Genomic DNA, 25,849 nt, shown 5'->3' with positions numbered 1-25,849 from the left:
CTCAGGCGGGCTTCTGGCAGTCCTGGCAGGTGCCGAAGATTTCCAGGGTGTGGCTGATGTCGGCGTAGCCGTGCTCGGCGGCGACCTTGTCGGCCCAGCGCTCGACGGCCGGACCCTCCACCTCGACCGTCCGGCCGCAGTTGCGGCAGACCAGGTGGTGGTGATGGCCCTTCGAGCAGCGCCGGTACGCCGTTTCGCCGTCGGCCGTGCGCAAGACGTCGACCTCGCGGGAGTCGGCGAGGGCCTGCAGGGTCCGGTAGACCGTAGTCAGGCCGACGGCCTCACCAGCACCCCGGAGCTCCTGGTGGATCTCCTGGGCCGTCCGGAAGTCGTCGAGGTTGTCGAGCGCGGAAGCGACCGCCGCGCGCTGACGGGTCGAGCGTGTTCCGATGGCCACCGTTCCTCCTGTCATCTCGTCACCGTGATTTCCGCGGCAACCCGCCAATTCTCTCAGAAGTCAACAACCAAGTCCTCCGGGGAGGACTAGTGCTCATCCCAATGGTCTCCGTGCGCCGCGTGGAGATGACCGTCGTGAACGTAGTCGACGTGGTCGCCGTGCTCGACAGCCGGGTGCCCGCACTTCGGGTCGTGGGCGTGCTGGTGGGCGGAGCTCACCACGTGCGGTGCCGGAACCGGTACGCCGATCTCGGGCTCCTCGTCCGGCAGCGGCGCGAGGACGCCGCGGCGCCGCCGTACCAGGGTGCCGGCGATCGCGGCGACCACGAAGCCCGCCAGAGCCAGTACGACGATGGTGGCGCCGGGAGCGACATTGGCGTTGTACGACGTGATGATGCCGGCCAAGCAGGCAGTGACGCCGAGGGCACAAGCAGTCAGGAAGGTACTGCGGAACGACCGCGTGAACTGCTGTGCGGTAGCCACCGGCACCACCATCAGCGCGCTGACCAGGAGCAGCCCGACGGTGCGCATAGCAACAGTCACAGTCACTGCAGCCATCACGGCGATCAGCAGGTTCAGCAGCTGGACCCGAAGGCCGGTGACGCGAGCGAACTCCTCGTCCTGGCACACCGCGAACAGTTGCGGCCCCAGACCGATCGCCACGACCAGTACGGCCACGGCGAGCCCGACTACGACGTACAGGTCGCTGGGGGAGACAGTGGTCAGGGAGCCGAACAGGTAGGTGTTCAGTGTCGCCGCGCCCTGCCCTGCCAGGCCGATGAGCAGTACGCCGCCCGCAATGCCGCCGTAGAAGAGCAGTGCGAGAGCTACGTCGCCACTGGCCTTCCCGCGCGCCCGGACGAGCTCGATAGCGGTAGCACCGGCTATGGCGACCAGTACTGCGGTCAGCACCGGCGCAGTGCCGGTCAGCAATCCCAGGGCGACGCCAGTGATAGCGATGTGGCCGATGCCGTCGCCCATCAAGGACAAGCGGCGCTGCACCAGGTACGTGCCGATCGCAGGCGCGGACAGTCCAGTGAGCAGCCCGGCGATCAGCGCCCGCTGCATGAACTCGAGCTCGAACATCGTCATGACAGCCACCCCGGCTCGTCTTGGATCGACCCGTGCGGGTGGACATGGGCATGAGTCTGCGAGGCGTGCGGCGCGCCGTCGTACACGATCCGGCCGCGGCGCAGAACGATGGAGCGATCGATCAGCGCGTCCATCGGCCCGAGGTCGTGGCTGACCATCACCACGGTCGTGCCGCGGGCGACCCGCTCGCGGATGGCGCCGGCGAAGATGCCCTGACTCGCCAGGTCGACCCCGGCGGTCGGCTCGTCCAGGATCAGCAGCTCAGGATCCGAGACCAGCGCCCGCGCGATCAGTACTCGCTGCTGCTGGCCGCCGGACAACTCAGCGACGCCGTCCTTGCGCTGGCCGGCCATGTCGACGATCTCCAGCGCCTCGTCGACGGCGGCTCGCTCAGCGGTCTTCAGTGGCCGGAACAACCGCCGCTTCGAGAGCAGCCCGGAGGACACGACCTCGGCGACAGTGGCCGGTACTCCGCCCGCCGCGGTGATCCGCTGGGGCACGTAGCCGATGCGGTTCCACTGGCGGAAGCGGCGTACCGGCGTACCGAAGAGGTTGACCTCGCCCCGAGCGGCCGGCAGCAGGCCGACGATCGTGCGGATCAGGGTGGACTTGCCCGAGCCGTTGGTGCCGAGCACGGCGACGACCTCGCCGCGGCGGATCTGCAGATCGACGCCGCGCAGGACGAGACGACCGCCCAGGTCCACCGAGAGATCGGCGACCTGGACGGCTGGCTCAGCAGTGTTGGGTGGTGTCACGCGCAGCTGTTCGCCTTCCGGAGCTCCTGCAGATTCTCGCGCATCAGCGAGAGGTAGGTCTCCTGGGAGTTCGCGTCCGACAGGCCCTCGATCGGGCTCAGGACCGCGGTCTTGACGTGGACGTCGCGGGCGATCGACTCGGCCACCTTGGGGCTGACGAGCTCCTCGTAGAAGATCGTGGTCACCTTCTGCTTGCGCACGATGTCCTGGACCTCCTTGATCCGCGCCGGGGTCGGCTCGGCGTCCGGGGTGAGTCCGGCGATGCCGACCATCGTCAGACCGTACCGCTTCGCGAGGTAGGCGAAGGCCTCATGACTCGTCACGAACGTCTTCAGCTGGCAGTCGGCCAGCCCGGTCTTGAACTCCGTGTCGAGCTTGCCCACCTCGCCGAGCAGCGTCGCGGCGCGCTGCTTGTAGCCGTCCGCGTGCGCGGCGTCGACCGCGACGAGCTTGTCCGTGACGGCCTGCACGACACCGGCGTACCGGACCGGGTCGAGCCAGAAGTGCGGGTCGAGGTCACCGCCGGTGTGGGCCGCCGGCTCGGTGTACGCCGCGGGCTTGACGGTGCCGGTCGGCGTACTCGGGGCGGACTCGCCCTCCTCGTGCTCCTCGAAGTCCGCACCGGTCGCCTCGAGCTTGGCGGCGGGCGCTACGTCGAACCCGGCGTCCTTGTTGTTCTGGTCGATCGCCTCGTCGGCGGCCGGCTGCAGCCCCTTCTCGAAGAGGACCAGCTTGGCCGCCGAGATGGTGCCAACCTGCTTGGGAGTCAGCTCCAGGTCGTGCGGCTCGACGCCGGGGGCGGTCAGGGTGGTGACGTTCACGGCATCGCCCCCCACTGACTTGGCGATGAACTCGAGCGGGTAGAACGAAGCAACCACGTCGAGCTTGTCGCCACCGGAGCCGCTGGCGGCGTCGTCGCCGCAGCCTGCCAGAGTGACCAGTGCCAGGGCGGCGAGCCCGGCGACGACAGCACGCGAACTAGATCTCATGACAATCATTTTCATTTAACTCGGGATGGTTGTCAAAACAGGGAGTTGACGAATGGCCAAGCGGACCGTAGGACGGCGGCGCGCCGACACCAAGTCGAACCGCGGGCGCCGGCTCGAAATTCCGCGCGGCCACGGGCATGGTCATGGTCACGGGCATGGGGACGCGGTGGTCGACACCTCGGTCGTCGACGCCGACGCGGTGGTCGCCCGGCGCGTCCGGATAGTGGTCGCCGCGCTGCTGATCCCGCTGATCGCGGCCGCCGTGATCGCCATGATCGTGATGTGGCCGGGTGGCGACATGAAGATCGCGGCCGCCGAGCAGACCGGGGCGAGTGGCACGGTGACGGCGCTCAAGCCCTGTCCCGAGTCGCCTGCCGACTGCGACCAGGCGACGGTCAAGCTCCGCAGCGCACCCGGCACGGACAAAGGGCTCCAGGTGCCGGTCGAGGTGCCCAAGGGCAAGAATGCCGCGGTTCCGGTCAAGGTCGACGACCGGGTGATCCTGGGGGTCCAGGAGGGCGCGCCGATCGCCAATCGGTACCAGTACGTCGACCACGACCGCACGTTCCCGCTCGTCGCGCTCGCGGTGATCTTCGGGATCGCGGTGATCGCGTTGTCGCGCTGGCGGGGAGTCGCCGCGCTGGGTGCGCTGGCCATGACCGCGCTGACCCTGACGCAGTTCATCCTGCCCGCCATCCTGAAGGGCTCGAATCCATTGCTGGTGGCGGTGGTCGGCGGCTCGGTGATCATGGTCATCGCGCTCTATCTCACCCATGGCGTCAATGCGCAAACGTCGGTGGCTCTGGCCGGGACGATCGCTTCGCTGGGCCTGACCGCCTTTCTCGGCTGGGCCTTCGTCAAGGTTAGTTCGTTCTCCGGTCTGGCCGGTGATGGCCCGTCGGTGGTCAAGGCCTTCGTGCCCGATCTCGATCTCACCGGACTGCTCGTGGCCGGCATCGTCATCGGGTGTCTCGGGGTGCTCGACGATGTGACGGTGACCCAGGCGAGCGCCGTCTGGGAGCTGTCCGCGGCCAACCCGGAGGCGAGCCGGTCCGAACTGATCGGGGCCGGGCTCAGGATCGGTCGCGCCCACGTGGCCTCGGTGGTCAACACCCTCGTCCTGGCTTATGCGGGCGCGGCGCTGCCGATCCTGATGGTGTTCGCGATCGGTGGGGTGTCGACGGGGTATCTGCTCAGTACCGAGATCGTGGCGGTGGAAGTCGTCCGAGGTCTGGTCGGAAGTCTTGGCATCATCGCGGCCGTCCCGCTGACCACGGCGTTGGCCGCGATGGCCGTGGCCGATCGGTCGCGTGAGTTGGTCGCCGGGCCGGCACCGGCGGGAGAATCTGCGGATTCGGTGTAGTTCGGGAATTCGGCGGTTGACACAACAAAGTCTCCGGCGGCATCTTCCCAAGCAGTCGGCAGGCGATCTAGAGTTCCGATCTGTCACGGATCGTCCGTCCAAGATCACCTTCCGTGGCTGGACTCGTGAGGAGCCGCGGATGCGTCGACGCGTTGGTGTCTGGCTGTTCGGAGCAAGAGGGTCGGTCGCCACGACGACCATCGCCGGCGCCGCCGCCCTGAACCACGGCAGCCCACCAGCCGGCGTGGTGACAGAACTCCCCGCCTTCGCTTCTGCCGACCTGGTCCCCCTGGACCACCTGGTCTTCGGCGGCCACGACCTCATCGAAACCCCACTTCTCAAACAGGTCGAAGGCCTGGTCGCAGGAGGCGTCCTCCCACCCGGCCTGGAAACCCTGATCACCGCCGAACTCGCCGAGGCCGAGCGAAACATCGCCGTACTGCCGGAGTCGGCTATCGGCCAGCTTGCGATGGTCCGGCGGATGGCTGAGGACATCCGCGCCTTCCGCCTTCGGAACGACCTCGAGCACGTGGTGGCGATCAACGTGGCGTCCACCGAGGCGCCGTACGAAGTGACTGTTGACGGGCTCGCCGACCTGCGGACCGTCTTGGGCGAGCGGGAGGTGCTACCAGCCAGCTCGTTGGGTGCGCTCGCGGCGTTCGAGGCCGGCGCGGCGTACGTGGACTTCACGCCGTCAACCTCGATCAGACCGCCCGGCGTCCGCGAGTGGGCAGTGGATCGCGGCATGCCGTACGGCGGACAGGACGCAAAGACGGGGGAGACCCTGGTGAAGTCCGTCCTAGCGCCGATGTTCGCGACGCGCGCACTGCCGGTACATGCCTGGTCCGGGACCAACCTGCTCGGCGGCGGTGACGGCGCCACACTCGCCGACCCACGTGCAGCCGAGTCGAAGAGCATCTCCAAGGAACGCGGTCTCACCGAGATGCTCGGGGAGGTCGCCGGCGAGGTGCACATCGACTACGTCGACCCGATGGGCGACTGGAAAACCGCCTGGGACCACGTGCTGTTCTCCGGTTTCCTCGGCGTACGCATGACGCTGCAGTTCACCTGGCAAGGATGCGACTCCGCCCTCGCAGCACCGCTCGTACTCGACCTGGCACGCCTGTCGGCCCTCGCACTCGAGCGCGGCCACGTCGGCGCGATGCCCTTCCTCGGTTTCTACTTCAAAGACCCGATCGAGTCGACGGAGCACTCCCTAGCCAGGCAGTACGACGAACTGCTGCGCTGGGTGCAGCCATGCTGAAGGACCTGGTCGAACTGGTCCGAGCCCCAGCCGCACTAACCGTCCCAGGCGACGTACTGGCAGGTGCCGTAGCCGCCGGTAACCTCCGAAGCCCAGCCCGGCTAACCGGCCTCGCAGCATCCTCAGTCGCCATCTACTGGGCCGGCATGGCCCTCAACGACTGGGCCGACCGCGAGGTCGACGCTACCGAGCGCCCCGAACGCCCAATCCCCTCCGGCCGAGTAACACCCCGTACTGCGTTCGCCCTCGCCTCATCTCTGACAGCCACCGGCCTGGCCCTGGCAGCCCTCGCCGGTGGCCGCCCAGCCCTCCGCACCTCGGCAGCACTGGCAGCAACCGCCTGGACCTACGACCTAGGCGGCAAGAACACCCCCGCGGGCCCCTTCCTCATGGCAGCCGCCCGCTCCCTAGACGTCCTTGTAGGCGCCGGCCCCACCCGCCGCGCCGCCCTAGCCCCAGCGCTCGCCATAGGCACCCACATCCTGGGCGTCACCCTCATGTCCCAAGGCGAAGTCCACGGCGGCACCCCAGGCCCAGCCCGAGCCGCCCTGACAGGCACCACTCTCATCACCACGACAACGGCAGCCGGAGGTATAGCAGCGGCGCTGGCCTCCTCCCGACCACACCTTTCAGGAGCCGGGATCGTGGCAGCGACTTTTGCTGGCGTCTTCGCTCGATCGGTAGGGCGGGCGCAACTCGCGGCCGCAGCCGATCCAAGCGGACCCAACCTCCGCCGTGCAGTCGGCGCCGGCATCCATGGGCTGGTGCCTTTGCAGGCAGCCTGGTGTGCCCGGGGCGGAGCGCCGAGGTTGGCGGCTGCTCTGGTGACTGCACTGCCGTTGGCCAAGGCCCTTGCCAGGAAGGTTTCTCCGACATGAGATTCGGCTACGGGACCAACGGGTTCGCCAACCACCGCCTGCCCGAGGCGCTCCAGGTGATCGCAGACCTCGGGTACGTCGGCGTCGCGCTGACCCTCGACCACAACCACCTGGACCCGTTCGGTCCGGAGCTTCGCGAGCGCACTGCCGCCGTCGGCAAGCTGCTTGCCCAGCACAACCTTTCCGTGGTGATCGAGACCGGCGCCCGCTACATCCTCGACCCGTACCGCAAACACGAACCCACCCTCCTGCACACCACCGGCGCCGAATGGCGGATCGCCCTGCTCGAACGCGCCGTCGACATCGCCGCCGATCTCGACGCGGAAGCAGTCTCCTTCTGGTCCGGCATCCTGCCCGCCGACGTCTCGGCCGAGACCGGCTGGCAACGACTCGTTGCCAGCTGCAACCAACTGGTCACGTACGCCTCCGACCGTGGCGTCAAGCTCGGCCTCGAACCAGAGCCCGGCATGCTCGTCGATGACCTGGCCGGCTACCTGAAACTCCAGGCAGAAGTCGGCAGCGACGCCCTCGGCCTCACCCTCGACATCGGCCATCTCGTCTGCAACGAGCCCCAATCCCCACCCGCCTGCATCACCGCGGCAGCGCAGTACCTGGTGAACGTCCAGATCGACGACATGCGCCGAGGCATCCACGAGCACCTCGAGTTCGGTACCGGCGAAATCGACTTCCCACCGGTCTTCCAAGCCCTCCGCGACATCCAGTACTCCGGCCTGGTGGCGGTAGAACTCCCACGCCACTCCCACGCCGCGCCCACAGTCGCCCGCACCTCGATCGACTTCCTCCGCCAGGCGTCAGCATGAGGCCGGAGGTGTTGACACCCGCAACGGAGCTGGAGATGCTCCTGCCCGCATCGGCGCGCACCTGGCTGGCGGAAGCGCGTCGGCAACCGCTGGAAACTGCCTTCCCCGCAGCGGCCCGCAAGGTCGGTCGCGACCGCCTCAGCCCGGCATGGACCACAGATCAAGCAGTCCGAGTCCTCCTGCTCGTCGGCGCCCCGGCGACCGACGTACTGGATGTCTACCGGTACGGCGACGCCGCCGAGAAGCTGGCCGTGCTGCACGCACTGTCCGTCGCCGACGTCGCGCACCCCCTCGATGACCAGGCACTCCCGATCATCGAGGACGCGATCCGCACCAACGACCGACGCCTGCTCGCGGCTGCGCTCGGTCCCTACGCGACCCACCATCTACCCCAACACGCCTTCCGTCAGGCCGTACTGAAGTGCGTGTTCGCCGATGTCCCGCTGGCCGTGGTCGACGGCCTGCCGAAGCGGGTGGATCAGGAACTGATCCGGATGATGTCCGATTTCGCCGCCGAACGGAGCGCAGCCGGCCGGGACACCCCAGCCGACTTGGAGGCGTACCTCACCTGTCCGCCCTGAGAGGTGTCACCCATGCGCATCTTCGATCCGCACATCCATATGACGTCGCGGACCACCGACGACTACGCGGCGATGGCCGCGCACGGAGTACAGGCTCTGGTGGAGCCTGCGTTCTGGCTCGGTCAGCCGCGGACCAGCGTCGGCTCGTTCGTCGACTACTTCGACGCGCTGATCGGCTGGGAGCCGTTCCGCGCGTCGCAGTACGGGATCAAGCATCACTGCACGATCGCGCTCAACCCCAAGGAAGCCAACGACCCGCGTTGCCGTGAGGTGCTCGAAGTGCTGCCGCGGTATCTCGCCAAGGACGGCGTGGTTGCGGTCGGCGAGGTCGGCTACGACTCGATGACCCCCGAGGAGGACGAGGTGTTCGCCACGCAACTCCAACTGGCCAAGCAGTTCGAGCTACCCGTCCTCGTCCACACCCCACATCGCGACAAGGCGGCCGGTACTACGCGCACGCTCGCCGTCGTCAAGGAATCCGGCCTCGAACCGCACAGCGTCGTGGTCGATCACCTCAACGAGCTGACCGTGAAGGAGGTCGCCGACTCGGGCTGCTGGATGGGCTTCTCCATCTACCCCGATACCAAGATGGACCCGGATCGCATGGTCGTGATCCTGCAGCAGTTCGGCACCGAGCGGATCCTGGTCAACTCGGCCGCCGACTGGGGCAAGTCCGACCCGCTCCGCACCTACGCGACCGGCCAGGCGATGCTCGCCGCCGGCTTCACCGAGGACGACGTCGACCAGGTGCTCTGGCGCAACCCGGTTGCCTTCTACGGTCAGTCGCAACGGCTAGACCTCACCGGCACGGAACCGGATGACACCTACGAAGGCAACTCGATCCTGCGAGGTGCCCGAGCATGAGGTTCCGGCATTCCGACGGCTCGATCGTCCACCTCGCCTACTGCACGAACGTCCATCCGGCCGAGGACCTCGAAGGCGTCATCGCCCAGCTCGACAATTGCTCGGCCCTGGTCCGCAAGGAACTAGGCGTCCCGGTGCTCGGCGTCGGCCTCTGGCTCGCCAACACCCTCGCCGACCGCCTCGCCAACTCGTCGGTCGCCCTCAACCGCCTCCGCCGTGCCCTCGACCGCAACAACCTCGAAGTCGTGACACTGAACGGATTCCCGTACTCCGGGTTCCACGATCGCGTCGTCGGCAAGCTGGTCTACTCACCCGACTGGACCGAACCCGCGCGACTCCAGTACACCCTCGACCTCGTCGAAGTACTCGGCGAACTGATGCCCGCGGACGCGTCGTACGGGTCGATCTCGACGTTGCCGCTGGCCTGGCGTACGCCGTGGAGCCGGACCCGCGACGCCGAAGCGCGCGATGCGTTCAACCGCCTCGAACTGCGCCTCGCCCGGACCCTGGAGACCACCGGTCGCCGTATCAGGGTCGCGATCGAACCCGAACCGGGCTGCGTCCTCGAGATGATCCCGCAAGCCACCCACTGGCTCACCCCGTACTCCGCTCAGTCGCTGCTCGGCCTGTGTCTCGACACGTGCCATCTCGCGGTGCAGTTCGAGCAGCCAGCCGAGGCGTTCAGCACGTTGGCGCGGACCGGAGTGGAAGTGGTCAAGAGCCAGGTGTCGGCCGCCTTGCACGTCCCCGACCCGGAGGATCCGAAGGCGCGCGAGCTGCTGAACGAGTTCGCCGAGCCGAAGTTCCTGCACCAGACCCGTGAGTACGGCGGCCCAGGGATCGACGACCTCGACCTGATCGACCAGCTGTCCGGCCGTGCGTCGTGGCGGGTCCATTTCCACGTGCCCGTGCACACCCCGCTGCGGGCCCCATTGACGAGCACGACGGATGTGCTGGAGGAGAGCCTGCGGCACCTGGTCGGTGGCGCGCACCCGCTGACCCATCATCTGGAGTCCGAGACCTACACCTGGTCCGTCCTCCCCAAGGCGCCCAAGAACCAGCAGGAACTTGCCGAGGGCATCGCCGGAGAACTCGCTTGGCTCCGCGACCGCCTGGTCGGTCTCGGCCTGGAGGAGATCAAGTGAGCAAGCAGGTCATCGTCATCGACGTCGTCGGACTGACTCCGCGGCTCCTGCGCAGGATGCCCCGACTGCGGCAGTTGCCATTGAGCCGCGAGCTGGGGACGGTCTTGCCCGCCGTCACCTGCTCTGCCCAGGCCACCTTCCTCACCGGCACGATGCCTTCGGAACATGGTGTCGTCGGCAACGGCTGGTACTTCCGCGATCTCGGCGAGGTCTTCCTGTGGCGTCAGCACAACAAGCTGGTCCAGGGCGACAAGGTCTGGGATGTTGCCCGGCGCAAGAACCCGGCGTACAAGGTGGCGAACGTCTGCTGGTGGTACGCGATGGGCGCGGACACCGATCTGCTCGTCACCCCGCGGCCGATCTACTACGCCGACGGTCGCAAGGCTCCGGACTGCTACACCCGCCCAGTTGAGCTGCACGACCGGCTGACCAGCGAGCTCGGTGCCTTCCCGCTCTTCCACTATTGGGGGCCGACGGCATCGATCAGGTCGAGCAAGTGGATCGTGGCCGCGTCCCGGCAGATCCTTGCCCAGGACAACCCTGACTTGCTGCTCACCTACCTCCCGCATCTCGACTACGACCTGCAGCGGTACGGCGCTTCGTCGGTCGAGGCGATCCGCGCGGCGATCGAGCTGGACGCAGTACTGGCTCCGTTGCTGGATGACGCGGAGGCGAAGGGAGCGACGGTGATCGTGCTTTCGGAGTACGGGATCACCGATGTCTCGCGGCCGGTCGACATCAACCGGTTGCTGCGGAGCGAAGGGCTGCTGGAGATCCATACTCAGGACGGCATGGAGTACCTCGATCCGTGGAGCTCCAGGGCGTTCGCGGTGGCGGATCACCAGCTGGCGCATGTCTACGTTAAGGATCCGGCGGATCTGGATGCCGTTGGCAAGCTTCTCGCCGGGTTGCCGGGTGTCGCCGAAGTACTCGATGCCGATGGCAAGCGTGCGTACGGGCTGGATCACGAGCGAGCCGGCGAACTGGTCGCGGTGGCCGAGCCGGATTCCTGGTTCACCTACTACTACTGGCTCGACGACACGCGAGCGCCTGACTTCGCCCGGGCAGTGGAGATCCACCGCAAGCCCGGGTACGACCCGGCCGAGCTGTTCTTCGACCCGTCCGACCGCTGGGTGAAGCCGCGCGCGGCGTCGTACCTGCTGCGCAAGAAGCTCGGTCTGCGCTACGCGATGCAGGTCGTCCCGCTCGATCCGTCGATCGTGCGCGGCTCGCACGGACGTCTGCCTTCGAACCCCGAGGACGGCCCGGTCTTCCTCAGCACCGACCCCCAGCTCGCCGCGGAGGGACGGATCGAGGCCACCGCAGTACGGGATCTGATCCTCAAAGCAGCCCACCCCGCCCCGGATTAGCAAGCCCACCACTGGTGGGCTCGTACCCCCAGCGGTGACCTTGAACACGGTCTGCACTGTTCACGGCCCCCGTTTGGTGTTCAAGCCCACCAGTGGTGGGCTTGCCAGGTGGGGTCAGGATGACTCGCGGAGGATCAGCTCGGTTGGCAGGATGACGGAGTCTGCGGTGCCATGGGCGAGCAGGTCGAGAAGCAGGCGGACCGTGCGGGCTGCTTGCTCGCCCATCGGGCTGCGGACGGTGGTGAGCGGGGGAGCGGTGTACAGAGCCGCCTCGATGTCGTCGAAGCCGACCACTGCGACGTCGTCGGGCACCCGGCGGCCGGCTTCGCGCAGCGTGCGCAGGGCGCCGATCGCCATCAGGTCGTTGGCGGCGAAGACCGCGTCGAGCTGCGGATCGTCCTGCAGTAGTTGGCGCATCGCCTCGGCACCGGAGATCCGCGTAAAGTCGCCCAGGGCAACAATCGATCGTCGGCCTGTGTCCCGCAGACTCTGCCGGTACGCGTTCAACCGCTCCTGCGCCGCCTGCATATCCAGCGGTCCGGAGATGGTGGCGATCCGCTGCCGCCCTTGATCAAGCAAGTGCTGCACGGCCTTGGTCGCACCGCCGACGTTGTCGTTGTCGACGTACGGCATCAGACCCGGCGTCGCCAGCCGCCCATGCGATACGACCGGCAATCCAGTCCGAGCCAGTACTGCGGGCAGCGGGTCCGAACCGTCCATCGAGACGAGCATCGCGCCATCGACGTGACCGGCCGCGAGGTACTGCTCGACGCGCAAGCGGCTCTCGTCCGAGCCGGCCAGGACGAGCGAGACCTGCTTGCCGGCGCTTTCCAGTTCGCGGGAGGCGGCGCGGACGACCATCGCGAACATCGGATCGTCGGAGACCAGACCGGCCGGGGGATCGGAGACGATGATCGCGATCGTGTTCGTCTTCTGGGTGACCAGGTTGCGCGCCGCGCCGTTCGGTACGTAGCCGAGCTCGGTCACCGCGGCCATCACGATCTGCCGGATCTCCGGCGCGACCGTCGGCTCGCCGTTGATCACCCGGGAGACGCTCGACTTCGACACACCGGCCCGGGCGGCGACAGCGTGCAGCGTAGGTCGTCGCACGGAGCATCCCCTCAGTCGAAACGGCAAGGGGAGCGTTCCCCAGCATTGAGCATCCCGGCGGTTCCGGAACCTTGTCAAGGGTGGTCCACGAGTTACGTCCAGGTTGCGTTCCGGTCTCCGTGAGGTCTTGACACCGTTCCCTCAGCACGGTTTTCTCAGACTCAGGGAACGTTCCCCCGGTTCTTCTCGTCCCGCCCCAGGAGATGCCATGCCGTCCCTTTCCCCAGTCCTGTCCTGTGTCAGAGCGCGCGCCAAGCTCGCGACCCTCATCGCCGTCGCGATGAGCCTCTTCCTCGCACTGGTGGTCACCACACCCGCCGGCGCCGCCGACACCCTCCTGTCCCAAGGCAAGCCCGCCATTGCTTCATCCGCAGAGAACGTCGCCTTCCCGGCGACCTCGGCTGTCGACGGCGACCCCGGCACCCGCTGGTCGAGCAGCTTCACCGACCCGCAGTGGATCCAGGTCGACCTCGGTCAGGCCGCCACCGTCAACCAGGTCGTGCTGAGTTGGGAGACGGCGTACGCGAAGGCCTTCCAGCTCCAGGTCTCCGCCGACGGCACCAACTGGAATTCGATCTACTCGACCACCACGAGCACCGGCGGCAACCAGACGCTGACGGTCTCCGGCTCGGGTCGCTACGTCCGGATGCTCGGCACGCAGCGCGCTACCGACTGGGGCTACTCGCTGTGGGAGTTCAAGGTCTTCGGTACGACGGGTGGTCCTGACCCCGGCCCGGGAAGCAAGTTGCTCTCATACGGCAAGACCGGCGCAGCCTCGACCCAGCAGCACGACAGCAACTGTTGGGAGTGCACCCCGGCACGCGCGTTCGACCTCGACCCGGCCAGCCGCTGGGCCACCGCCACCGACAGCGGCTGGGTCGACCCAGGCTGGATCTCGGTCGACCTCGGCGCGACCGCCCAGATCGACAAGGTGATCCTGCAATGGGATCCGGCGTCGGCGAAGGCGTACCAGATCCAGGTTTCCAACGACAACGCCAACTGGACCCCGATCTACACCAGCACGACCGGTCCGGGCTTCAAGGAGACGCTGAATATCACCGGCTCCGGTCGCTACGTCCGGATGTACGGTACGCAACGCAATACGCCGTACGGGTACTCGCTGTGGGAGTTCCAGGTCTACGGCACCGGTGGCGCGCCGACCACGCCGCCGACGCCGCCGGCCGATCCGGCGAACCCGCCGCAGCTGATCTGGGCCGACGAGTTCAATGGCTCGGCGGGCAGCAAGCCGGACGCGGCCAAGTGGACGATCGATCCCGGCACCGGACCGAACAACGAGCTCGAGTACTACACGAACAACAACAACGCCTCGATGGACGGCAACGGCAACCTGGTGATGGAGGCCCGCAAGGAGGTCACGCCCGGCTCGAGTTGCCCGATCGACCCGCTGACCGGCAGCGGCACCTGCCAGTACACGTCGCACCGGATGAACACCGGCGGGAAGTTCACCACCACCTACGGCAAGATCGAGGCCCGGGTGAAGATCCCGAAGGGCAATGGCCTGTGGCCGGCCTTCTGGATGATGGGTGCGGACTTCCTGACCGGTCGCCCGTGGCCGTACAACGGTGAGATCGACATCCTCGAGGTGCTCGGCAAGGACGTGAAGACGGCGTACTCGACGGTGCACGCGCCGGCCTACAACGGTGGTGGCGGGATCGGCGGTTCGTACAAGTTGCCGAATGAAGCCGACTACTCCGACGACTTCCACACCTGGGCGGCCGCCTGGGACAGCAAGGGCATCGTCTACACGCTCGACGGCCGGACGGTCTTCACCCTGGACAAGGCCCAGGTCGAGGCGACCCGGGGTCCGTGGATCTTCGACCACCCGTTCTACATCATCCTCAACCTCGCGGTCGGCGGTGACTGGCCGGGTCCGCCCGACGCCAGTACGCCGTTCCCGGCCAAGATGCTCGTCGACTATGTGCGGGTGTACCGATGAGGTCGGCAAGGCTCGGCACTCTGACTGTTGCGTTGCTCGCCCTGCTCGGTGCGTACCTGGTTGTCACTAGTCGCCCGGCACAGGCCGCAGAAACCCTGCTGTCACAGGGAAAGCCAGTGCTCGCCTCTTCGGTGGAGAGCGCCGCCTTCCCGGCCGCGGCGGCGGTCGACGGCAACAACGGCACCCGCTGGGCGAGTAGCTTCGCCGACAACCAGTGGCTTCAGGTCGACCTGGGCTCGTCCCAGGCCGTCAACCGCGTGGTACTGCGCTGGGAGGCGGCGTACGCGCGTGGCTTCCAGCTCCAGACCTCCTCCGACGGCAACGCCTGGACGACGATCCACACCACTACGAACGGCACCGGCGGCGAGCAGAGTCTCGTTGTCAACGGCAACGGCCGGTACGTGCGGGTGCTGATCACCCAGCGCGCCACCCAGTGGGGCGCTTCGCTGTTCGAGTTCCAGGTGTACGGCGGTACGCCGGGTGGCGGCCCGATCGTCCGGGTGGCCGAGTTCCTCGCGGACTGCCCGTACACGCACCGGCTGCCCGACGACCCGATCGTGTTCCCCAACCTGCCGGGCGCCTCGCACATGCACAGCTTCTTCGGTGCGACCGTGACGAACGCGCACACCACCATCGACGACCTGGTGAACTCGCCGACCTCATGCAACCCGGCGACCGACAAGTCGTCGTACTGGGTGTCCTGCGGTATCCGGTGAACGGCCCGACCGCCGGCTTCCGGCTCGCGTCCGGCGGCGGCTTCACCATGCACGGCGACTTCTTCAACGCCTGGCCAGTGGCCGAGATGGAACGCCGCGTCAACGACTGCATCCGACCGATCATCAAATGCGGAGCCGACGGCCACCCGTGAAAGCCCTGACCAGTGCCATCCTGCTCGCCGCCGTGACAGCCTGTGGTTCATCCGTCGCGGCCTCGCCACCAGCTAGTACTCCGACCACGGCGGCGAGCAGTCACCAGTTCAACCCCACCGATCTCGCGTGGATCCAGCTGATGGTGCCGATGGACGAGCAACTCCTGCGAGTGCTGGCGATTGCGGAGAAGCAGGCGGCTGACCCCGCAGTACGGGCATTCGCGACGCAACTGGCTGCTGGACATCGGGCCGAGCTAGCGCAGTTCGTCGCCTTGCGCGCCCGGGCTGGAGCGCCGACTGCCAATGCGCATGAAGGTCATGACATGCCGGGCATGATGACCGAGCCGGAGATCGCCGCGCTGGAGAAGACCTCCGGCGCCGCCTTCGACCAGCTTTTCCAGAAGAACCTGAAGGAGCACCTGGACCAGTCGATCGTCGTGGCCCGCAGCATCACCAAGTCCGGCCAGGAGCCGTCAACGAAAAAGCTGGCGGCGAGCATCGCCGCCAGCCGTGCCGCCCAGCTAAAGCAACTCGAGGCGCCCTAGCCGTTGGCGATGCGGGAGACGGCGAAGAGGAGGATGACGAGGACTGAGAAGAGTCGCATCAAGCGGGCTCCTCGGGTGACGACTGGCCAGGACAGGAAGCCGAGCCAGCCGAGGAGCAAGGCGAGGAGGATCAGTGACGGTACGCCGACGCTGAGCGGGGCGAACACGCCGACCAGCGCGAGTACGAGGGTGATGCCAGGCAGCGTCAACTTGGGCATGCCGTGCAACCTGGCCACGATCGGGTAGCTGGCCTTGGTGATCCGCGCTCGAAGCGGACTGACCGGCTGACTGCTGGATGCGCTGCTCATCTGCCCATTGTTCCAGGCCCCAGGAGCAGGGCCAGCGAGTGGTGACCCGGAGTGACGCCGTACGCTGTCGCGGGTGTTCGTGGTGATCAGGTTCCGGGTCGAAGAGGCCGCGCAGCCGGAGTTCATTGGCCGGCTGGAGACCGCTGTCGAGGTGTTGTCGCGGCAGAAGGGGTTCGTGGCGGCCCGGACCGGGCGGAATGCCGATGAGCCGGAGTTGCTCGCGCTGAGTATGGAGTGGGTGAACATCGGCAGCTACCGCCGCGCGCTGTCGCCGTACGAGGTGAAGCTGGCGGCGGTGCCGCTGCTGTCGCAGGCGATCGACGAGCCGACGGCGTACGACGACCTCAGCGAGTTCGCGCCGCACCGCTGAACCGATAGCCTTGACCTTTCTCGTACCACCAATCTGGAGTCGAAAAGTGCCCGTGGATACCGTCGATGCCGTCGTCAGCCTCAGTAAGCGGAGGGGCTTCGTTTACCCGTGCGGCGAGATCTACGGTGGCACCAAGTCGGCCTGGGACTACGGACCGCTCGGCGTCGAGCTGAAGAACAACGTGCGCACCCAGTGGTGGCGCTCGATGGTGACGAGCCGGGACGACATCGTCGGGCTGGACTCCTCGGTGATCCTGCCGACCAAGGTCTGGGAGGCGTCCGGTCACCTGCAGGAGTTCGTCGACCCGCTGACCGAGTGCCAGTCCTGCCACAAGCGCTACCGCGACGACCACCTGCGCGAGGACTTCGCCCGGCGGAAGAACAAGGACGCCGACGAGGTCAAGCTCGACGAGATCGCCTGCCCGAACTGCGGCAACAAGGGCACCTTCACCGAGCCGCGGATGTTCAACGGCCTGCTGAAGACCTACCTCGGCCCGATCGAGTCCGACGAAGGCCTGCACTACCTGCGGCCGGAGACCGCGCAGGGCATCTTCATCAACTTCGCGAACGTGATGGGTACGGCCCGGAAGAAGCCGCCGTTCGGCATCGCCCAGGTCGGCAAGAGCTTCCGCAACGAGATCACCCCGGGCAACTTCATCTTCCGCACCCGTGAGTTCGAGCAGATGGAGATGGAGTTCTTCGTCGCGCCGGGCAGCGACGAGGAGTGGCACGAGTACTGGCTGAAGGCGCGCTGGGACTGGTACACGGGCCTCGGGCTCAACCCGGACAACATGCGCCTGTACGAGCACCCGAAGGACAAGCTGAGCCACTACTCGAAGCGCACCGTCGACATCGAGTACAAGTTCCACTTCGGCGGCAAGGAGTTCGACGAGCTCGAGGGCATCGCGAACCGGACCGACTTCGACCTGACCACGCACTCCAAGCACGCGAGCGTCGACCTGTCCTACTTCGACCAGGAGAAGGGCGAGCGCTGGACGCCGTACGTGATCGAGCCGGCCGCCGGCCTGACCCGTAACGTGCTCGCGTTCCTGCTCGACGCCTACACCGAGGACGAGGCGCCGAACGCCAAGGGCGGTGTCGACAAGCGGACCGTACTGCGCTTCGACCCGCGGCTCGCGCCGGTCAAGGCCGCCGTCCTGCCGCTGTCCCGCAACGCGGACCTGTCCCCGAAGGCGAAGGACCTGGCCGGCGAGCTGCGGAAGAACTGGAACGTCGATTTCGACGACGCCGGTGCGATCGGCCGGCGCTACCGCCGCCAGGACGAGATCGGTACGCCGTACTGCATCACCGTCGACTTCGACACGCTCGAGGACCAGGCCGTCACGATCCGCGAGCGCGACTCGATGAAGCAGGAGCGGGTCGCCCTGACCGAGGTCACCGGGTACCTCGCGCAGCGTCTGGTGGGTTGCTGATGACGCTGCGCGGGTTCCTGACCCCGGACCGCACCCAGTTCGGCGTGGCGGTCTTCGGGGTGAGCGCGCTGGTGATCTTCCTGGTCGCGGGCTGTTCGGACACCGAGCGGGATGCCAGTGGTAAGCCGCCGGCCTCGACATCCTCCACACCGAGTGCGCCCGGCTCAACCGCGCCGATCCCGACGGCTTCGACGCCATCGCTCACCCCGCTGCCGAGGCCGTCGAAGGCGTGGCCGACGCCGACCGTCAAGGGCGAGCCGGCCAGCGACGCGCCGCTGGCGCAGCGGATCCGGTTCGCGATCGCCAAGCAGGCCCAGATCGCGGCCGGCAAGGCGGCCCCGACGACGGTGAACTGCCCCGGCATCGACAAGGCCGAGACGGCCGGCAAACACGACCTGACCTGCACGGTCACCTATGCGGGCAAGGCGTACACGGGCAAGCTGACGGTCGATGCGAAGCAGTACTCCGCGTCGTACAAGTTCACCTCCGAGTCGGTCGCGATGGTGAAGCCGAAGGTCGTCGACGCCGTACTGCGAACCGTGCCCGGGGCCGCCAAGGTCACCTGCACGATGGATGACGTCGCCGTCGTCAAGCACACCTCCGAAGGCATCGCCTGCGACGTGACCACCACCGCGAACGCAGTACAGCCCTACAAGGCCCAGATCTCGGGCAACGGCCAGATCCTGGTTGCAAAGGCATAGCTGTGCTGAAGCTCGGTGATCTCACGATCGAAACGCCAGTGGTGCTTGCACCGATGGCGGGGATCACCAATGCGGCGTACCGGCGACTGTGTGCCGAGCAGGGCGCCGGGCTGTACGTGTGCGAGATGATCACCTCGCGCGGCATCGTCGAGGGCGACCAGAAGAGCCTGGACATGCTCACCTTCGACGAGCGGGAGACGGTTCGCTCGGTGCAGCTGTACGGCGTCGATCCCGTGTACGTCGGCCGGGCGGTCGAGCTGCTCTGTTCGGAGTACGGCGTCGCGCACGTCGACCTCAACTTCGGGTGCCCGGTGCCGAAGGTGACCCGGAAGGGTGGCGGCGCGGCCCTGCCGTGGAAGCGGAATCTGCTCGGCGCGATCCTCCAGGCCGCGGTGCGGGCGGCAACGCCGTACGGGATCCCCGTCACGATGAAGACCCGGATCGGGATCGACAGCGCGCATCAGACCTATCTCGACGCCGGCAAGATCGCTGAGGAGTCGGGTGCGGCCGCGATCGGGCTGCACGGCCGCACCGCGGCGCAGGCGTACTCCGGTCATGCGGACTGGACCAAGATCGCCGAGCTCGTCGACCACGTGTCCATCCCGGTGCTCGGCAACGGCGACATCTGGGAGGCGTCGGACGCGCTCCGGATGGTCTCCGAGACGGGCTGCGCCGGTGTCATCGTCGGCCGAGGCTGCCTCGGCCGGCCGTGGTTGTTCCGCGATCTCGCCGTCGCGTTCGCCGGTGGCGAGACTCTCAACCTGCCGACACTCGGCGAGGTCGCCACGGTGATGCGGCGTCACGGCGAGCTGCTCGCCGATCTCATGGGTGAGCAGCGCGGCCTGCGCGACTTCCGCAAGCACGTCCCGTGGTACCTCAAGGGCTTCCCCGCCGGCGGCGAACTCCGCGCCGCCCTCGGCATGGTCGATTCCCTGGAACGCCTCGACGAGCTCCTCGCCCAACTCGACCCGACCGCGCCGTTCCCGGTCCAGGAGCTCGGCTCCCCCCGCGGCCGCCAGGGCAGCCCCCGCGACCACGTAGTCCTCCCACACGGCTGGCTCGACGACACCAACGGCCTCGACACAGACATGGCAGACGCCGAAATCGGCATCTCCGGCGGCTGACAGACTTCACCTCGGCCCCCTGTCCTTCCTTTCTTCGGGGTCCTTCAGGCTGTTGCCGACTGGCGGAACCTTTGGGTGCTGTCAGCCTGTCTCTACGGGTGAGGGGCTCTTGAGGGGAACTGGGTGAGAGATGGCCGGGAACTCGGACTTTAGCGAGTACGTTGCCGCGCGCTGGCCCGGCCTGGTGCGCTCCGCGGTGCTCCTGGGGTGCACGCGCCCCGAGGCCGAGGACCTCGTGCAGACGACCCTCGAACGATGCCTGGTGAAGTGGGGCAAGGTACGCGACGCCGACCACCGGGACGCCTACGTGCACCGAGTCTTGATCAACGTCTTCATTTCCGCACGTCGCCGCCGCTGGACCGGCGAGAAGCCAGTATCGGATCTGCCCGAGCTGGCCGGCCGAGATGAGACCACCGGCGTTGACGACACCGACGCGATGATGCGTGCGCTTGACCGGCTGGGCACCGATCAGCGCACCGCGGTGGTGCTGCGCTACTACGCCCACCTGGCCGACCCGCAGATCGCCTCCGTGCTCGGCGTCGCTGTCGGAACAGTGAAGAGCCGACTGTCCCGAGCCGTGAAGGCGCTAGCGGAAGACCCAGGCCTGGCAGAACGGCGAGGAACATCATGATCGAATCAAAGCTGACCGAACTCCTCGAACGCGCTGGGGAGCGGACCAACGTCGGGCCACCACCGATCGACGCGATCCGCGCAGGCGCTGCGCGCCGCCGTCGTCGGCGAGCAGCGGCACTCTCGGCTGTCGGCATGGCAGCCGCAGCAGTGGCGGTGGGCGGGACGATGCTGCTCGCAGGCGGCCCGAGCTTTACGAACCCCGCACCGCCGGCCGCCTCGACACCGCCGGTGCCTGCCGCGACGCGACTGGTGGGCATCGGGCACGCCTCCGTCGCCGTGCCCGAGCAATGGGCCAGGAACCAGCTCCTCTGTGGGACGCCGCAGAAGGACACGGTCATCATCGACGCGGGCGCCCAGGGCCTCTGTAAGACGCCTTACCCCAGCGGTGTCGAGAGCGTACTGGTGCGTAGCGGCAAGCCAATCGGCTTCCAGGCCGACGAGGCCTTCCAGATCGACGGCGTGCGAGCCGAGCGTCAGCGGACACGCTGCATGGTCGACTCGCTCAACCGCGTCACGGTCTGTTCAGGCGCGGTGTTCATTCCGTCTCTCGACGTAGCGTTCCAGGCGGAGTCCTCCACGAACGCCGGTGAGGTCGGCCGCATCCTCGAGCGGATCACGATCGTTCCAGACAAGGTCGGCGTGCCGGAGCCCCAGTTCAATGCACCAAACCAAGCGGTCCGTTCCGGCGAGCAATACGCGGAGTGGCTCACCGCACTAGGCCTGAAACCCAACATCCAGGCCAAGAACTCCCCAGGCCACACACCCGGTGACACCCTCGCCGTCTCCCCATCGCCAGGCACGATGCTGACGCCTGGCGCAACGGTAACGGTCACCGTCGTCGCCCAACCCTGAGCCAAGCAGCAAGCAGCTCGCCGGACGTGGTCCAGCCCCACATGGGCCATCGCGGCTCCACCTGTCTACGTTGATCCCGCTGGCCGGTCCGGCCCAACGCGGCGACCGCAGCCTGACCATACGACCCCGTAGTCTCCTGTCATGGCGAGCAAGCCGGATGAGACGCGTGATGGGGTGCCGCTGACCAACCTGGGGCAGCCGTTGTTCGATGGCGCCGAGGCGACTAAGCGGGATCTGATTGATTATCTCGACGCGGTGCGCGAGCTGATGCTGCCGGGGTTGCGGGAGCGGCCGTTGTCGGTGATTCGAGTTCGGCCGGGTCAGGATCCGTTTATGCAGAAGAACGTTCCGAAGTACACGCCGGAGTGGGTGCGTACGGAGAAGATGTGGGCGGAGGCCTCCAAGCGGGAGGTCTCGTACGCCGTCTGCGACGACCGGCGGACGCTGCTGTGGTTCGGGAACCAGCGTGCGGTCGAGTATCACCCGACGTTGTTCCGCGTCGATCGGCCGGATCGGGTGACGCATCTGGTGCTTGACCTGGATCCGCCAGAGGGTGACGAGACCTTCGCGCTGGCGGTGCAGGCGGCGCTTCTGGTTCGGCAGGCGTTGAGTGAGCTCGGTCTGGACGGCGCGGTCAAGACGAGCGGCGCCAAGGGCGTCCACGTCTACGTGCCGATCGATGACAGCGCGAGCATCGAGGACGCCGCCGCAGCGACGCGCGCGATCGCCGCCCGATCCGCCAAGATCGATCCGGCGCTCGCGACCACGGCGTACGTGAAGGAAGAACGCCACGGAAAGGTCTTCGTCGACTCCACCCGAGCCGGCGGCGCCACCGTCGTCGCGGCCTACAGCCCGCGCATCCGCCCGGGCGCCACGGTGTCGTTCCCCGTCGGCTGGGCCGACCTCGAGCAGGTCACCCCCAGAGACTTCACCGTGCACACAGCCCCCGACCTGCTGGCCACGCCCTGGGCAGAACAACTCCCCGCACCACAAACCCTCCCGCCCGACCTGATCGCGGAAGGCAACGAGATCCCGATCGCCCGCGTCGTAGCCATGCACGAAGGCAAACGCCGCAAAGCAGCCGCCCGAAAAGCTGCCGAAGACGCCTAGCCCTCCGGCGCCGTCATCACTTCCAAGGCCGTATGCCGTACGTCGGCCGCCGGGTGATTGCGGAGGTCGATCAGCAATGCGCGCCACGATGGCGACCAGCCGGCGCGGCCAGTAGCGACTGCTGTCAGCGTGAGTGCGATCAACCCGTCGACAGGACGGCCAGTAGCGGCGAGACGGGTGGCGGGGTCGAGTACGTCGGCCGGGGTCCACTGAGCCTGGGCGTTGGTCATTCGCAGGCTGATCTGGTCCACTGCGGAGGCCGCCGCAAGCGGGCGGTCGGCGAGGAGGTCGGCCACCGCGGTCAGCTCCTCGAACGGCGCGTTCCACTGCAGCGCATGGATCAGCAGGCGGAGACGCAACGCCAGGTACTCCGGCTCGGTCAGCTCGTCGGCGACGCGGAGCAGCGACTGCCGTGCCTCAGTGTTCCTGGAGCTGAAGGCGGCGGCGAGTCGCCCGACGACGATGCGCAGCCGCTGGCGGGCAGGGTGATCCCGGTCGGCTGTCGCATTGGGCACGTCGGGGTTGCTCTCCAGCCGGACTAGCAGCTGGACGGCCGACACCACCTCTTCCAACCCAGCAGCCGGATCGGTTGCGGTGATGGCGACGAGCGCAGTGGTTGCGTCGCTCCAGGTGGCGTTGCGGATGGAGAGGTCGGTGATGAAGCCGGCGCACACCGGCGTAGCGGCTGGGCTGTAGCGAGCCCACTTCGACAGCGACAGCAGAGCGAGCCGCACGACCTCCGGCTCAGGCCTGTTGGTCACTGCGATCAGCAGGTCGGCGTACCGCGACCGGTACTGCGAAGCCATGCTCATAGGCGACCGCTGGACCAAGACGGTCGCAGTAGCAGCCGAGTCGTGCACAGCCTCCTGCAGCAGCGCCCAACTGGCCAGCTCATGCAGTAGATGCTGCGAAGCCGCACTAGTGATCGCCGCCCGCACATCCCGATGCGCACCAGCCCAGGCCTCAGCCAGTACTTCGCTCGCCCCCGGAGCACGCAGTACTCCGAGGAGCCGCGCCGCCTCCTTGCGAGACGTCACCTTCATCCGTTCGCCCACGAGCACCGGCCGGAACGTCTGGGCCAGCAGGCTCGGCCTGACGAACCGTGCAGCCCGGCTGGCCGAGTACAGGGCGACCCGGGCCCGGTCGTCACCACCGTGGCTCAGCAGAACCGGCAGTACGAGTTCCGGCTGGTCGGTCCAGACCAGCGCGCCAAGAGCCGCCTCCTGCAAGATCACCAGCTCGCTGGCGAGGAACGGCTCGACAGCAGCGCGACCGATGCCGGGCACGTGGCCCAGTGTCGAGACAGCTCTCGCGCGAGCCCACTCCGGCATCCGCGAGTCGTTGGCGGCGGCAGTCACCAGTTCGGCGTACCGGCTGTGCTGGCGGGGGAGCCAGCGGCGGAGCGCGACGCCGGAGACCTGCCAGGCGGGGTGGTTGCGGTCGAATCGGCGGATGCGATTCGGCTTGGCGAGGACGCGGTCGAGGAGATCGCTGCGAACCTCCGTGACGGCCGTCCAGACGGAGTCCCAGCGAGCCATGCCGACCTCGCGGCCGATGATCAGGCCGGCCCGTGCTGAACGAGTCGCGGGTGGTTCGAGCCAGAGCCGGGCGGCGCGGTCGACCGTGTACTCCTGGTTCGACCAGACGGCCTGTTCGATTACCTCGTGCAGGTGCTCGTTGGTCCAGCCGCGGCGACCGAACGCCGCGGCGATCGCGAAGGCGAGGTCGAACTCCCGGCGCTTGGCCGCGGCATCGACGGACGGGCGCAGTGCTTCGTAGACAGCGACTTCACGACCGCGGGGGAGTCCGTCGATGAGTCCGTACAGGCTGACGGTGCCAGTGTTCTCGGTCAGTCGCGCGTGCGCCTGCAGACCCCAGTCGAGCAAGGCCAAGTGGTTGCCCATGGCCCCTTGTCGGACGGCGGTCTCGGCGAGCTGGTTGAGGGCCGAGCGGGTAGCCCAGGACGCGTCGCGGGCTTCGAGCGCATCCGTCAGCAGGATCTGGAGGGCGCCGACGTGCTCGTCCGTCAGCAGAGACGGCGGCAAGTAGGCGGCCGTGGTCAGCACTGATTGCCGGACGGGGTCCTGGTCGTTGCGGACCCTGGTGGCCCAGGTCAGCACTTGCGCGACCTGCGCCGGCTGGCGTTCATGGCCGGCGCTCGCGATGACGGCTCGATAGACGGCTGCCCGGTCGTCCGCGTCGGCCCGGCCGACTTCAGGCTCGAGGAGGGCAAAGGCCTCGTTGTAAGGGAGATGAGCGGTGAGTTGCCAGCGGAGGTTGAGGTTCTCGCTGACCTTCGGGAGCGTGAGCATCCGCCGGGCATGCACGTGCCGGACGGCTCGCGGCAGTACTGCGAGCAGCTCCTCGTGGAGGATCGTCTGGCCGAGATCGACCTCGGCGGTCACCGCCTCGAAGATCGTCGCCCGCCGGGAGGGTGGGAGATCGGACAGCAGTCCTTCGACCTTCGGCCAGAGAGTGCGTCCGAGCGCGATCAGGTCCTCGTCGGCGAACCGGTGCAACCGTCGCCGGAGCGCGGGAGTGAGTGCTCGGTGGATCGTCGAGGCGCGATCCGGTGCGAGCAGGATCGCCAGCAGACCGGCCGGATCGAGCTCGGCCAGCTGCCCGAGGACGCGGACCACAGCCCAGGGCAGATCGTGCTGGGGGAGCGCCGCCTTGATCAGCTCCAGAACGCGCTCGGGGTAGAGGTCGATCGCCTCGATGGCGCCGTACGCGACGCTCTCCCACCACTCGCTCCGGTCGGCGTCGCCCGGCAGAGTGCGGAAGGCGTAGTCGAGTACCGCTTCCGGGTGGCGCGCACCCAGGCGCCACCACTCGCCGCTGGACAGCGAGTACGCGAGGTCTGGCAGCAAGCGTTCGACCGTGGCCCGGTCGGTGCTGCTGAGCATGCTGGCGGCTGCGTGATCACCCCAACGCTCTCGCTGCTCGTCGATCAGGCGGGCGGCGAGCCCGTGTCGCCGGGTGCGCCGGATGACACCGAGGATGCGGGTGCGTAGCGCGGCAGGCGCATCGGAGTACAGGGCCTGGAGTGCGTCATCAGGAACCGGTACGCCGCGGCCGACGGCGGCTAAGGCGCGCCACTGGAGCACGGGGTCGCTGAGGAGTTTGGTGAGGTGCTCGACGTCGCCGCCGATCTGCGCGAGCTGGAGGCCGACGGTCCGTGCGAAGGCGTCGCCGTTGTCCAGTTCGGCGATCAGGGCTTTCAGCTCGGGGGTGCGACGAGCCTCCACGGCGATCAGGCGGACGCGTTCGCCGTACGGGAGTCGATCGAGGGCCTTCAGCAGTTCTCTCGCTCGCATCCCC

General features: G+C 67.7%; 26 protein-coding genes. 19 read left to right on the top strand and 7 right to left on the bottom strand.

Going from position 1 to position 25,849, the window contains the following annotated elements:
• Position 1 precedes the first annotated feature (1 nt).
• From A3ES_RS0106645 to A3ES_RS0106630, 4 genes are all read right to left on the bottom strand, one after another.
• Entirely contained in the window at positions 2–397 is a 396-nt protein-coding gene (locus A3ES_RS0106645) for a Fur family transcriptional regulator (RefSeq protein WP_020386004.1), read from the bottom strand.
• Positions 398–483: 86 nt separating this feature from the next.
• On the bottom strand, positions 484–1,488 hold the full coding sequence (locus A3ES_RS0106640) for a metal ABC transporter permease (protein ID WP_026162607.1): 1,005 nt from the start codon (positions 1,486–1,488) through the stop codon (positions 484–486).
• Entirely contained in the window at positions 1,485–2,243 is a 759-nt protein-coding gene (locus tag A3ES_RS0106635; RefSeq protein WP_020386002.1) for a metal ABC transporter ATP-binding protein, read from the bottom strand. Before A3ES_RS0106635 ends, A3ES_RS0106640 begins: the two co-directional genes overlap by 4 nt.
• Positions 2,240–3,232, bottom strand: a complete 993-nt coding sequence (locus tag A3ES_RS0106630) for a metal ABC transporter substrate-binding protein (protein WP_020386001.1) — start codon at positions 3,230–3,232, stop codon at positions 2,240–2,242. The genes A3ES_RS0106635 and A3ES_RS0106630 overlap by 4 nt, the downstream gene beginning before the upstream one ends.
• A gap of 52 nt (positions 3,233–3,284) precedes the next feature.
• Here A3ES_RS0106630 and A3ES_RS0106625 point away from each other — a divergent pair, with 52 nt between their 5' ends.
• The 8 genes from A3ES_RS0106625 to A3ES_RS0106595 all read left to right on the top strand — a co-directional run bounded on the left by A3ES_RS0106625 (position 3,285) and on the right by A3ES_RS0106595 (position 11,518).
• Positions 3,285–4,595 carry a YibE/F family protein gene (locus A3ES_RS0106625; RefSeq protein ID WP_020386000.1) on the top strand — a complete coding sequence of 437 codons (1,311 nt, stop codon included), beginning with the start codon at positions 3,285–3,287 and terminating at the stop codon, positions 4,593–4,595.
• Positions 4,596–4,734: 139 nt separating this feature from the next.
• On the top strand, positions 4,735–5,859 hold the full coding sequence (locus A3ES_RS0106620; RefSeq protein ID WP_020385999.1) for an inositol-3-phosphate synthase: 1,125 nt from the start codon (positions 4,735–4,737) through the stop codon (positions 5,857–5,859).
• Positions 5,853–6,737: an SCO3242 family prenyltransferase gene (locus tag A3ES_RS52385; protein WP_083933228.1), complete on the top strand. Its 885-nt coding sequence runs from the start codon at positions 5,853–5,855 to the stop codon at positions 6,735–6,737. The genes A3ES_RS0106620 and A3ES_RS52385 overlap by 7 nt, the downstream gene beginning before the upstream one ends.
• Positions 6,734–7,558: a sugar phosphate isomerase/epimerase family protein gene (locus A3ES_RS54975; RefSeq protein ID WP_020385998.1), complete on the top strand. Its 825-nt coding sequence runs from the start codon at positions 6,734–6,736 to the stop codon at positions 7,556–7,558. Before A3ES_RS52385 ends, A3ES_RS54975 begins: the two co-directional genes overlap by 4 nt.
• The gene (locus tag A3ES_RS54970; RefSeq protein WP_169501753.1) at positions 7,555–8,139 is read left to right on the top strand and encodes an EboA domain-containing protein; all 585 of its coding nucleotides are present in this window, start codon (positions 7,555–7,557) and stop codon (positions 8,137–8,139) included. Before A3ES_RS54975 ends, A3ES_RS54970 begins: the two co-directional genes overlap by 4 nt.
• A 12-nt stretch (positions 8,140–8,151) precedes the next feature.
• Positions 8,152–9,003, top strand: a complete 852-nt coding sequence (locus A3ES_RS0106605) for a TatD family hydrolase (RefSeq protein WP_020385996.1) — start codon at positions 8,152–8,154, stop codon at positions 9,001–9,003.
• Positions 9,000–10,148, top strand: coding sequence for a metabolite traffic protein EboE (gene eboE, locus A3ES_RS0106600; RefSeq protein ID WP_020385995.1), 1,149 nt, complete (start codon positions 9,000–9,002; stop codon positions 10,146–10,148). Before A3ES_RS0106605 ends, eboE begins: the two co-directional genes overlap by 4 nt.
• The gene (locus tag A3ES_RS0106595) at positions 10,145–11,518 is read left to right on the top strand and encodes an alkaline phosphatase family protein (RefSeq protein WP_020385994.1); all 1,374 of its coding nucleotides are present in this window, start codon (positions 10,145–10,147) and stop codon (positions 11,516–11,518) included. The genes eboE and A3ES_RS0106595 overlap by 4 nt, the downstream gene beginning before the upstream one ends.
• 114 nt (positions 11,519–11,632) lie before the next feature.
• Here A3ES_RS0106595 and A3ES_RS0106590 read toward each other — a convergent pair whose 3' ends face one another.
• Complete coding sequence (locus tag A3ES_RS0106590) at positions 11,633–12,628, bottom strand: LacI family DNA-binding transcriptional regulator (RefSeq protein ID WP_026162604.1); 996 nt, start codon at positions 12,626–12,628, stop codon at positions 11,633–11,635.
• 208 nt (positions 12,629–12,836) lie between these two features.
• On the opposite strand from A3ES_RS0106590, the gene A3ES_RS0106585 reads away from it, so the two are divergent.
• From A3ES_RS0106585 to A3ES_RS0106570, 4 genes are read left to right on the top strand one after another with little or no spacing between them, the layout of a single operon-like run.
• Positions 12,837–14,585: a discoidin domain-containing protein gene (locus tag A3ES_RS0106585; protein WP_020385992.1), complete on the top strand. Its 1,749-nt coding sequence runs from the start codon at positions 12,837–12,839 to the stop codon at positions 14,583–14,585.
• Positions 14,582–15,301, top strand: coding sequence for a discoidin domain-containing protein (locus tag A3ES_RS46445; RefSeq protein ID WP_202806442.1), 720 nt, complete (start codon positions 14,582–14,584; stop codon positions 15,299–15,301). Before A3ES_RS0106585 ends, A3ES_RS46445 begins: the two co-directional genes overlap by 4 nt.
• Positions 15,298–15,453, top strand: a complete 156-nt coding sequence (locus A3ES_RS55415; protein ID WP_020385990.1) for a hypothetical protein — start codon at positions 15,298–15,300, stop codon at positions 15,451–15,453. The genes A3ES_RS46445 and A3ES_RS55415 overlap by 4 nt, the downstream gene beginning before the upstream one ends.
• Complete coding sequence (locus A3ES_RS0106570) at positions 15,450–15,998, top strand: DUF305 domain-containing protein (protein ID WP_020385989.1); 549 nt, start codon at positions 15,450–15,452, stop codon at positions 15,996–15,998. Before A3ES_RS55415 ends, A3ES_RS0106570 begins: the two co-directional genes overlap by 4 nt.
• On the opposite strand, the gene A3ES_RS0106565 is transcribed toward A3ES_RS0106570, so the two are convergent.
• Positions 15,995–16,306, bottom strand: a complete 312-nt coding sequence (locus A3ES_RS0106565) for a DUF6703 family protein (RefSeq protein WP_020385988.1) — start codon at positions 16,304–16,306, stop codon at positions 15,995–15,997. The two genes, A3ES_RS0106570 and A3ES_RS0106565, sit on opposite strands and share 4 nt — an antisense overlap.
• Before the next feature lie 73 nt (positions 16,307–16,379).
• On the opposite strand from A3ES_RS0106565, the gene A3ES_RS0106560 reads away from it, so the two are divergent.
• The 7 genes from A3ES_RS0106560 to ligD all read left to right on the top strand — a co-directional run bounded on the left by A3ES_RS0106560 (position 16,380) and on the right by ligD (position 22,528).
• The gene (locus A3ES_RS0106560) at positions 16,380–16,676 is read left to right on the top strand and encodes an antibiotic biosynthesis monooxygenase family protein (protein WP_020385987.1); all 297 of its coding nucleotides are present in this window, start codon (positions 16,380–16,382) and stop codon (positions 16,674–16,676) included.
• A gap of 46 nt (positions 16,677–16,722) precedes the next feature.
• On the top strand, positions 16,723–18,108 hold the full coding sequence (locus A3ES_RS0106555) for a glycine--tRNA ligase (protein WP_026162602.1): 1,386 nt from the start codon (positions 16,723–16,725) through the stop codon (positions 18,106–18,108).
• Positions 18,108–18,809, top strand: coding sequence for a hypothetical protein (locus A3ES_RS0106550; protein ID WP_020385985.1), 702 nt, complete (start codon positions 18,108–18,110; stop codon positions 18,807–18,809). The genes A3ES_RS0106555 and A3ES_RS0106550 overlap by 1 nt, the downstream gene beginning before the upstream one ends.
• A gap of 2 nt (positions 18,810–18,811) precedes the next feature.
• Positions 18,812–19,933 (top strand): tRNA dihydrouridine synthase DusB, encoded by a 1,122-nt coding sequence (gene dusB, locus A3ES_RS0106545; RefSeq protein ID WP_020385984.1) that lies wholly within the window; start codon positions 18,812–18,814, stop codon positions 19,931–19,933.
• Positions 19,934–20,063: 130 nt separating this feature from the next.
• Positions 20,064–20,564, top strand: coding sequence for a SigE family RNA polymerase sigma factor (locus A3ES_RS0106540; protein ID WP_020385983.1), 501 nt, complete (start codon positions 20,064–20,066; stop codon positions 20,562–20,564).
• Positions 20,561–21,418, top strand: coding sequence for a PASTA domain-containing protein (locus A3ES_RS0106535; protein WP_020385982.1), 858 nt, complete (start codon positions 20,561–20,563; stop codon positions 21,416–21,418). The genes A3ES_RS0106540 and A3ES_RS0106535 overlap by 4 nt, the downstream gene beginning before the upstream one ends.
• Positions 21,419–21,559: 141 nt before the next feature.
• Positions 21,560–22,528, top strand: a complete 969-nt coding sequence (gene ligD, locus A3ES_RS0106530; protein ID WP_026162601.1) for a non-homologous end-joining DNA ligase — start codon at positions 21,560–21,562, stop codon at positions 22,526–22,528.
• Here the strand turns inward: ligD and A3ES_RS0106525 are convergent.
• A complete protein-coding gene (locus A3ES_RS0106525; RefSeq protein WP_020385980.1) occupies positions 22,525–25,845 on the bottom strand; it encodes a hypothetical protein in 3,321 nt (1,106 codons plus the stop codon). The genes ligD and A3ES_RS0106525 overlap by 4 nt on opposite strands.
• Between the last annotated feature and the right edge of the window lie 4 nt (positions 25,846–25,849).

Source organism: Kribbella catacumbae DSM 19601 (genome assembly GCF_000372465.1).
GTDB classification, from domain to species: domain Bacteria; phylum Actinomycetota; class Actinomycetes; order Propionibacteriales; family Kribbellaceae; genus Kribbella; species Kribbella catacumbae.
Note: the sequence above shows the minus strand (reverse complement) of the source record. Positions and strands in the feature narration are given on the sequence as shown.

Coding starts and splice junctions, on each gene's coding strand:
- A3ES_RS0106640 (WP_026162607.1), bottom strand. CDS start 1,488: ATGACGATGTTCGAGCTCGAGTTCATGCAGCGGGCGCTGATCGCCGGG.
- A3ES_RS0106630 (WP_020386001.1), bottom strand. CDS start 3,232: ATGAGATCTAGTTCGCGTGCTGTCGTCGCCGGGCTCGCCGCCCTGGCA.
- A3ES_RS0106625 (WP_020386000.1), top strand. CDS start 3,285: ATGGCCAAGCGGACCGTAGGACGGCGGCGCGCCGACACCAAGTCGAAC.
- A3ES_RS0106620 (WP_020385999.1), top strand. CDS start 4,735: ATGCGTCGACGCGTTGGTGTCTGGCTGTTCGGAGCAAGAGGGTCGGTC.
- A3ES_RS52385 (WP_083933228.1), top strand. CDS start 5,853: ATGCTGAAGGACCTGGTCGAACTGGTCCGAGCCCCAGCCGCACTAACC.
- A3ES_RS54975 (WP_020385998.1), top strand. CDS start 6,734: ATGAGATTCGGCTACGGGACCAACGGGTTCGCCAACCACCGCCTGCCC.
- A3ES_RS54970 (WP_169501753.1), top strand. CDS start 7,555: ATGAGGCCGGAGGTGTTGACACCCGCAACGGAGCTGGAGATGCTCCTG.
- A3ES_RS0106605 (WP_020385996.1), top strand. CDS start 8,152: ATGCGCATCTTCGATCCGCACATCCATATGACGTCGCGGACCACCGAC.
- eboE (WP_020385995.1), top strand. CDS start 9,000: ATGAGGTTCCGGCATTCCGACGGCTCGATCGTCCACCTCGCCTACTGC.
- A3ES_RS0106585 (WP_020385992.1), top strand. CDS start 12,837: ATGCCGTCCCTTTCCCCAGTCCTGTCCTGTGTCAGAGCGCGCGCCAAG.
- A3ES_RS46445 (WP_202806442.1), top strand. CDS start 14,582: ATGAGGTCGGCAAGGCTCGGCACTCTGACTGTTGCGTTGCTCGCCCTG.
- A3ES_RS0106565 (WP_020385988.1), bottom strand. CDS start 16,306: ATGAGCAGCGCATCCAGCAGTCAGCCGGTCAGTCCGCTTCGAGCGCGG.
- A3ES_RS0106550 (WP_020385985.1), top strand. CDS start 18,108: ATGACGCTGCGCGGGTTCCTGACCCCGGACCGCACCCAGTTCGGCGTG.
- A3ES_RS0106540 (WP_020385983.1), top strand. CDS start 20,064: ATGGCCGGGAACTCGGACTTTAGCGAGTACGTTGCCGCGCGCTGGCCC.
- A3ES_RS0106535 (WP_020385982.1), top strand. CDS start 20,561: ATGATCGAATCAAAGCTGACCGAACTCCTCGAACGCGCTGGGGAGCGG.
- ligD (WP_026162601.1), top strand. CDS start 21,560: ATGGCGAGCAAGCCGGATGAGACGCGTGATGGGGTGCCGCTGACCAAC.
- A3ES_RS0106525 (WP_020385980.1), bottom strand. CDS start 25,845: ATGCGAGCGAGAGAACTGCTGAAGGCCCTCGATCGACTCCCGTACGGC.